The sequence below is a fragment of the Pseudoalteromonas sp. TAB23 genome, assembly GCF_000498075.1.
Lineage (GTDB): Bacteria > Pseudomonadota > Gammaproteobacteria > Enterobacterales > Alteromonadaceae > Pseudoalteromonas > Pseudoalteromonas arctica.
The window spans coordinates 1-6,622 of the sequence record NZ_AUTP01000270.1; the positions used below are offsets into that span (position 1 = coordinate 1).

The following is a 6,622-nucleotide window of genomic DNA, read 5'->3' on the forward strand; positions in this document are numbered from 1 at the left end:
GGCCACTCGCAGCAATAAACGACTTTCCAGAGCACACAATAACAGCTAAAAGCTCAACCACCGGCGAGCTAATAGCTATCCCAAAATTAAGACCAGGCATACAAATAAACGGCCGCCACATAACCGAAGTAACACTAATCAACGACAGGATGCACATACGATGGTCAAACAAGCCATTAAACGCCTAATACAGCGCTACTTTCCAGAGCTAAGCGAGCGCAAACACCTGCCGCAATTGGCGCGCATTGAAAAAATATATGACCTACCAAGCGGTGGCGCAGCCATTAGCGCCGCATTTAGGCCGCTAAAAGCAGCCGACGTGCAGCTATTAAACCCGCTAACAGGCGAGCCATTAGTCGTGCCCGTATTTCAACAGGTAACACTCGGCACAGGACAAGCATCCGACCACGGATTATTAAACGAACCAGCGCCAGGCATGCATTGTTTAATACAGTATATTGATGGCCTAAACAGCCATGCCGTGATCACCAATTTACTGCCATGGCAAAGCCTAGTGCCCGAACACAAGCGCACAGATGTAACACTGCAGCAAAACAGCCGCAGCAAACTACAAGGCCGCGACGGCAACTGGCACACCACAACCGACGGCGAAATAACCCAAACCAGCGACACAAACAAAACAACAGCACGCAGCAGCGAGCAAAATTACCACGAGCGCAGCACCAACATAGCCACGCACGACACGCTAAAAATAGACGGCAACCAAGTAACCGAAGTAATGGGCGCCCTAAAAACAGTAGTCGGTGAAAAAGCCTTAATAGTCGCACTTGAAGGGTTACTGCTAGGAAGTAAAAAACAGGTAGACATTGAGGCCACCGAAAACATGAACCTAACCACACTAAAAACCCTGCACGCCAAAGCCACCGAGCTGGCAAAGGTAGAAGGCAAAACCGTGTGGCTCGGCAATAACTCAGTAAACGTGGCTCAAGTGCTGCTAGATTTAATAAGCCTAGTTAAAGATATAAACCAAAGCCTAGAAACCCACGGCCACAAAGACCAGGGCGCGGGACCGCCAATTACCAAAGGCGAATTTACCGGCCATAAATCAACAGCCAGCAGCTTAAAAAGCACACTAGAGCCAATAGTAGAGTAGTTAGTCCTTGCCTATAGCCCAGTCGTGCTTAACAATAGCGCCATTAAAGCCGTAAAATAAATGAAATTGCAGCAAGAAAAAGCCAAAGTGAAACCAAAACTGTGACCATGGAATGAGCTTTAAAAGTATGATTTGGTTAACTTGTTGAATTAAAAGAGGTGTTTTTGTTATGTGTGAACTTCTTGGCATGTCAGCCAATGTGCCTACCGATATTTGTTTTAGTTTTTCAGGCCTTTTAGAGCGTGGCGGAAACACGGGACCACATAAAGATGGTTGGGGTATTACATTTTACGAAGGTAAAGGCTGTAGAACCTTTAAAGATCCTGAGCCGAGTTATCAATCTGAAATTGCAAAGCTCGTCAAAGCATACCCCATTAAAAGTGTCTCGGTTATTAGCCATATTCGCCAAGGTAACCGCGGGAGAGTATGCCTTGAAAATACTCATCCTTTTACGCGAGAGTTATGGGGGCGCGAGCTTACTTACGCTCATAACGGGCAGCTATCTAATTATCATGATTTAAAACCGCAGTACTATCGCCCAGTAGGTAACACCGATAGCGAACTCGCTTTTTGTTGGTTACTTGATAAAATTCGTGAAAAATACCCAAAGCGTCCAAGTAATATGGCGTCGGTTTTTAGATACGCCGCTAAGCTTTCGCATACCCTTCGTGAAAAAGGGGTGTTTAATATGTTATTGACCGATGGGGTGTTTGTTTTAGCGTATTGCACTAATAACTTACATTACATAACGCGCCGTGCGCCATTTGGTAAAGCAACGTTGATTGACGCCGACATGGTGGTTGATTTTCAACAAGAGACCACACCAAACGATGTAGTAACAGTTATAGCTACAAGGCCTTTGACGAATGATGAGCGTTGGCAAAAAATGGAGCCTGGGGAATTTGCATTGTTTAAAATGGGTGAGCTAATTTAGCCCACCTATTTTAAATACTAACTTTGGTTTAATTAAATTTAGTTAGCTTCTTGAGGTTGTTGTGCTGTAGCAGGCGCAACAGCTGTAGGCGCAGTAACAGTAAATGAATTCATTTGAACTTCAAACTGCTCCATACCTTTTTCGCCTTTCCACATACGTACCAGCATGTAATCCATTTCTGGCGCAAACCATGCAATTGCTTGGCGTTTATCGTTATCGTATAAACGTTTAACTTTAATGGCTTCTACATTACCGATAGGTAGGGAGATCATCTCTTTTTCAACAACTTCAAAGTTGTAGTCGCGGCGGTTACCTTTTTTGTCTATAAGCGGGAATGAAAAGCTCGTTTCGCCTTTTTTCAATCCTTCGCGCACTTGCACTTGGTATGAAATAGCATCCTGAAATTCATCAGTCCATTCGCATTTAAGTGGGTATTCGCTAGCGCTGCTAGTCACTACTTTGTTTGTTGTATCAAAATCAATTTTATAATCTTTATCTGGGCCTGTACCGGTGCGGATCATATTGTAATGATGCGGGGTAACCTTGCCATCTTTAAAGGTAAACTTTGATGTTTCTTCACGAGAATCAGAGAAAATCATCCACTCAATATTGCTGTGGTATGTTAGTTCATAAGTATCGTCGCCCATTTTTTTGAGCTCACGAACAGCCTCACCATGATTTTTACCTTTGCGTAAAATATCGTAGTTAGCTTGATATTGGGTCAATTCGCCTGCAATTAGGCTAGTTGGAAGTAAAGCGCCCGCACATAACAACAGGGCACTTATTTTTTTATTGTGAGTAGTGCGCGCCGTGTGCAGGAAGTTGTTTTTTGTCAAGAACTGCATAATCTGCTTCCATAGTAAGTCTGTGTTCACTGAACCACTTGACCACCAAAGGATAAATTATATGCTCTTGCTCATGCACGCGTTTTGCTAATGTTTCTGCTGTATCATCCTTGAGTACAGGTATTTGCGCCTGAAGAATAACGGGACCGCCGTCTAATTCTTCAGTAACAAAGTGAACACTTACGCCATGAACATCGTCTTTTGCATCAATTGCTCTTTGGTGGGTATTCAGCCCCTGATACTTAGGCAACAAAGATGGATGAATGTTCAACATTTTTCCAACATATTTTTGCACTAAGCCAGGAGTAAGAATACGCATAAACCCAGCTAATACAACTAGATTTGGCATAAAAGAGTCGATAACGTTCATTAATTGCGCATCGTACGCTTCGCGCGAGTCAAAATCTTTATGACTGAGCACTTTTGTAGCAATACCTGCTTTTTTTGCACGCTCTAGGCCATAAGCGTCTGCTTTGTTACTAATAACAGCCGCTATATGTCCGTTTATCTCGCCACGTTCGCAGGCATCTATGATGGCTTGTAAATTAGAGCCACTACCTGAGATTAAAACTACTAGACGAGTCGGTGCCATTACTTAGCACCACCTACAATTTCAACTTGCTCTTCGCCAGCTGCTGCATCTTGAATTTCACCAAGGTGCCATGCATTTTCGCCCAAGTCTTTTAGCATTGTTAAGCTTTGCTCAAGTTTGTCTGCAGGAACTACTAAAACCATACCTACACCACAGTTAAATGTACGGTACATTTCGTGCGTAGTAATATTACCGTTTTCTTGTAACCAGTTAAAAATAGGTGGCCACTGCCAGCTATCACCTTTAACTACAGCTTTTGCTGAAGCGGGTAATACGCGTGGAATGTTTTCCCAAAAACCGCCGCCAGTAATATGCGAAAGCGCATGTACGTCAACGTTTTTGAATAACTCAAGTAAAGGTTTTACGTAAATACGAGTAGGCTCAAGTAAAGTTTCGCCTAAAGTTTTACCTTCAAAGTCAGCGCTGGTATCAGCTTTTGACACTTCAAGTACTTTACGAATTAAAGAGAAGCCATTTGAATGAGGGCCGCTTGATGCAAGTGCAATAAGCTGATCGCCTGCAGCTACTTTTGTGCCATCAATAATTTTAGATTTTTCTACAACGCCTGTACAAAAGCCTGCCATGTCGTAGTCTTCACCATCATACATACCTGGCATTTCAGCTGTTTCGCCACCAATTAGGGCACAACCTGAAATTTCACAACCTTTGCCAATACCTGTAACTACGTCAGCTGCTGTGTCTACATCTAGTTTACCAGTTGCATAGTAATCTAGAAAAAACAGGGGTTCAGCACCTTGAACAATTAAGTCGTTTACACACATTGCAACTAAATCAATACCAACAGTATCGTGTTTTTTTAAGTCGATTGCTAAACGTAGTTTAGTACCAACGCCATCTGTGCCTGCAACTAATACTGGTTGCTTGTAGCCTTCAGGAATTTCGCAAAGTGCGCCAAAACCACCAATTCCGCCCATTACTTCAGGACGACGAGTTTTTTTAACTACGCCTTTAATACGCTCAACAAGTGCATTACCAGCGTCGATATCTACGCCCGCGTCTTTATAGCTTAGAGACTGTTTTTGTTCGCTCACAGGTTTTCCTCAAAATAGTTGTTTTGGGTTGCTTAGAAACGCGCGTATTTTACAACAATTGCAAGGTCGCGGCTAGCTCAAATGTAATTTTGAAATAATTAACAAGGACACTTGTCCGCTGTCTGTTGTTTAAATAAACAAAAAAACGCCCGTAGGCGTTTTTTTAGTATTAAAGGCGTTAAATTAACAGCTATGCTTTTGCGGTTAATATGGCTCGAAGTGGTGCGGGGTAGCCTTCAATTGTTTTACTTGTATCGTTTGGATCTAAAAAGTCGATTAACGATTCGTTTTCCATCCAATCGGTTTTGCGTTGTTCTTCAAGCGTGGTAATAGCGCAATCTTTTATTTGCACATCTTTAAAGCCAACGCGTTCCATCCACAGTTTTAATGCTGCAGTACTTGGAATAAACCAAACGTTGCGCATTTTAGCGTAGCGGTCGGTAGGGACTAATACTGTGTTTTCATCACCTTCAATTACTAGCGTTTCAAGTACGAGTTCGCCGCCTGGGCGAAGCTGCGCTTTTAACTGTGCTAAAAAGTCGATAGGTGAGCGACGATGATAAAGTACGCCCATCGAAAAAACCGTATCAAACGCTTTAAGCTCAGGTAATGCTTCAACGCCTAGTGGCAGTAAATGCACGTTTTCGTCTGGGTTGTAGTGTTTAATTGCCTGAAACTGACATAAAAATAAATCAGACGGATCAATACCCACTACAAACTCTGCGCCTTCACCGCGCATACGCCATAAATGATAACCTGAGCCACAACCAATATCTAAAACAGTGCGACCTTTTAATGGCTCAATATGAGGCAGCAGGCGGTCCCACTTCCAATCACTGCGCCACTCAGTGTCTATTTCAATTCCGTGCACACTAAATGGGCCTTTGCGCCATGGCATCATGCGTTTTAATAAATGCATGGCTTGCTTTTGCTCGCCATCACTCATCTCCCCTGGTGCGCCAATTTCTACCTTAGTAGAAATATCAACGTGTGTTGTAGCCACCTCTGGTAAGTTTTTAAGTACTTTTTGCCATTTAGGTAAATCACCGTGGCTAGCCTCGTTTTGCCAATGTTTTAATTGTGCAGGAAGGGTTTCTAGCCAGTGACTAAGTGGGCTTTGTGCGATAGATGCGTAAAATTGATTAAACCATTGAGACATGGATGACTCTCTTTATTTAATTGCTACCATTGAGCAAAAATTAAAACATTGATACCACACTTGAGTTTGGCTAAAACCAATATCTTGTAAGCGAGTAAAGTGAGCGCTTAGTGTATCTGGGCGCATAACGTTTTCGATGGCGGTACGCTTTTGGCTTATTTCAAGCTCTGAGTAGCCATTGTGACGTTTAAAGTCGTGGTGCAAATCAATTAATAGGTTATCGCATTGCTCGTTTTCGGCTTTAATTTTTTCGCTTAGCAGCAATACACCACCAGGTTTTAAATTAGCGTATATTTTCTCAAGCACGGCTTGGCGCTGCGCGTGTGGAATAAACTGCAAAGTAAAGTTCATTGCTACTACTGAGGCGTTTTGAATCTCAAGCTCGTTAATATCGCCCAAAGTAACAGTAACAGGCACATCTGATTTAAAACCTTGTAAATGTACCTTACAACGCTCAACCATAGCTTGAGAATTATCTACCGCTATTATATGGCAGTTATCGGTGCGAATATTTCGTCGCATGCTAAGCGTTACTGCACCCAGTGAGCAGCCTAAATCATAAAGATTTGAGTTACTTTGCGCGTATTCACCCGCAAGTTTACCCATTGTACTTACAATAGTTGCGTAGCCAGGCACAGAGCGCTGGATCATATCTGGAAAAACTTCGACTACATTTTGGTCAAAGCTAAAATCTTTTACTTGTTGCTCAGAGGCATAAATACTGTCTTTTATGGTCACGAAGGCAGTCTCTTTGTAAATAATGGCGCTATTTTAACATTTTATACTGGATAGTCAGTGATAAATTCAGTAGCTTGACTAGAATTATGAATAATAAGTATAAAAGAGAAGATTAAATGAGCAAAAGTAAGGTCATCAGCACAGACGATATATTAGCAACCCTTTGTCATTCAGTGACAGGCGTACTC

General features: G+C 42.5%; 7 protein-coding genes and 2 pseudogenes. 4 read left to right on the top strand and 5 right to left on the bottom strand.

Going from position 1 to position 6,622, the window contains the following annotated elements; genetic code table 11:
* The 3 genes and pseudogenes from L654_RS0116240 to L654_RS0116250 form a co-directional block, all read left to right on the top strand.
* Nucleotides 1–188, top strand: a pseudogene (locus L654_RS0116240) (hypothetical protein); the annotation flags it as partial.
* On the top strand, nt 161–1,114 hold the full coding sequence (locus tag L654_RS0116245; RefSeq protein WP_024608456.1) for a hypothetical protein: 954 nt from the start codon (nt 161–163) through the stop codon (nt 1,112–1,114). The pseudogene L654_RS0116240 and the gene L654_RS0116245, both read left to right, overlap by 28 nt.
* Before the next feature lie 169 nt (nt 1,115–1,283).
* Nucleotides 1,284–2,048 carry a class II glutamine amidotransferase gene (locus L654_RS0116250; protein ID WP_024591316.1) on the top strand — a complete coding sequence of 255 codons (765 nt, stop codon included), beginning with the start codon at nt 1,284–1,286 and terminating at the stop codon, nt 2,046–2,048.
* 38 nt (nt 2,049–2,086) lie between these two features.
* On the opposite strand, the gene L654_RS0116255 is transcribed toward L654_RS0116250, so the two are convergent.
* From L654_RS0116255 to cmoA, 5 genes are all read right to left on the bottom strand, one after another.
* Nucleotides 2,087–2,821, bottom strand: a complete 735-nt coding sequence (locus L654_RS0116255) for a DUF3108 domain-containing protein (RefSeq protein WP_007586948.1) — start codon at nt 2,819–2,821, stop codon at nt 2,087–2,089.
* 16 nt (nt 2,822–2,837) lie between these two features.
* A complete protein-coding gene (gene purN, locus L654_RS0116260) occupies nt 2,838–3,485 on the bottom strand; it encodes a phosphoribosylglycinamide formyltransferase (protein ID WP_007586949.1) in 648 nt (215 codons plus the stop codon).
* Nucleotides 3,485–4,537, bottom strand: coding sequence for a phosphoribosylformylglycinamidine cyclo-ligase (purM, locus tag L654_RS0116265; RefSeq protein ID WP_002959993.1), 1,053 nt, complete (start codon nt 4,535–4,537; stop codon nt 3,485–3,487). Before purM ends, purN begins: the two co-directional genes overlap by 1 nt.
* Nucleotides 4,538–4,727: 190 nt before the next feature.
* A complete protein-coding gene (gene cmoB / locus L654_RS0116270) occupies nt 4,728–5,696 on the bottom strand; it encodes a tRNA 5-methoxyuridine(34)/uridine 5-oxyacetic acid(34) synthase CmoB (RefSeq protein WP_007586955.1) in 969 nt (322 codons plus the stop codon).
* A 12-nt stretch (nt 5,697–5,708) separates the two neighbouring features.
* Nucleotides 5,709–6,434: a carboxy-S-adenosyl-L-methionine synthase CmoA gene (gene cmoA, locus L654_RS0116275; protein ID WP_007378000.1), complete on the bottom strand. Its 726-nt coding sequence runs from the start codon at nt 6,432–6,434 to the stop codon at nt 5,709–5,711.
* 116 nt (nt 6,435–6,550) lie between these two features.
* Between cmoA and L654_RS1000000127845 the strand changes: the two are divergent.
* Nucleotides 6,551–6,622, top strand: a pseudogene (locus L654_RS1000000127845) (DUF3334 domain-containing protein); the annotation flags it as partial.

What these genes read in the sequence shown, in the direction of transcription:
- L654_RS0116245 (WP_024608456.1), top strand. Translation starts at nt 161, where the DNA reads ATGGTCAAACAAGCCATTAAACGCCTAATACAGCGCTACTTTCCAGAG.
- L654_RS0116250 (WP_024591316.1), top strand. Translation starts at nt 1,284, where the DNA reads ATGTGTGAACTTCTTGGCATGTCAGCCAATGTGCCTACCGATATTTGT.
- purN (WP_007586949.1), bottom strand. Translation starts at nt 3,485, where the DNA reads ATGGCACCGACTCGTCTAGTAGTTTTAATCTCAGGTAGTGGCTCTAAT.
- cmoB (WP_007586955.1), bottom strand. Translation starts at nt 5,696, where the DNA reads ATGTCTCAATGGTTTAATCAATTTTACGCATCTATCGCACAAAGCCCA.